This window comes from Mesotoga sp. HF07.pep.5.2.highcov, from assembly GCF_003666285.1.
In the GTDB taxonomy this organism is placed as follows: Bacteria; Thermotogota; Thermotogae; order Petrotogales; family Kosmotogaceae; genus Mesotoga; species Mesotoga prima.
The window spans coordinates 1-887 of the sequence record NZ_JFHJ01000449.1; the positions used below are offsets into that span (position 1 = coordinate 1).

The following is an 887-nucleotide window of genomic DNA, read 5'->3' on the forward strand; positions in this document are numbered from 1 at the left end:
AAGCCCGAGAGTTTCTGGCAATCGCGATAAACATACTGGAGATTGACATGAAGCTCAAGGTCAACAGAAACAAGACGAGAATCACAACACTTGAAGATGGATTTCACTTTCTTGGCTTCGAAATAAAAGGCGAGAGAGTGGGGATAGAGAAATCCAGATTGAAGAGATTCAAGGAAAAGGTCAGGGGACTTACAAGAAGGAATCAGAGCAGACCGGTAAAGGAGATAGTGAAGCAGCTCAATCCACTGTTGAGGGGATTTGCCAGCTATTTCAGGATAGTGGATTTCCAATCCATCTTGAGGGGACTTCTGAGCTGGATAAGGAGAAGGCTAAGAGCCATCATACTACACCAGTGGAAGACAACTAAGAAACTGAACAGAGTTCTCAGAAGGACCGGATGGAAAGAGAAAGTCAATATGAGAATGAACAAATGGCGATCTTCTCACTCAAAAGCAGCCAATTACGCCATCCCCAACAGGTTCTTTGAAGAGATGAACCTAGTCGATATGACAAAATACCATCATCCCCTGTCGAAATTTCCGATACTTGATCCATGAGCCGTGTACGCGACCCGTACGCACGGTTCTGTGAGAGGACGAGGGGCTCCGCCCCTCTCCTACTCGATGGCTTGTGAGAAACGTGATCGGTGGTAGCAGGTGGCGGGTTCGTAAGAGCAAGAGAAACTGGTTGGGCGTTGATCGGTTTTCCGTTATCCGGGGAAAAGCTGAAGGTGACTAAAAGAAAGGATCGAGATTCTGAAACAAGTTCAGAATGACTGTATGTGACGTATTCGGAGAACCCTCCGGGATGCTGAAACAAGTTCAGCATGACGAAATCTCGGACGAATAACCAAGAACTTGGACGCGTAGCGTCGGAACGAAGAACCG

General features: G+C 47.0%; 1 protein-coding gene. It reads left to right on the forward strand.

The window, feature by feature from the left end; genetic code table 11:
• Positions 1-557 (forward strand): group II intron maturase-specific domain-containing protein (locus BG32_RS09460; protein WP_310793886.1); only part of this gene is annotated, 557 nt, incomplete at its 5' end.
• Positions 558-887: the final 330 nt, after the last annotated feature.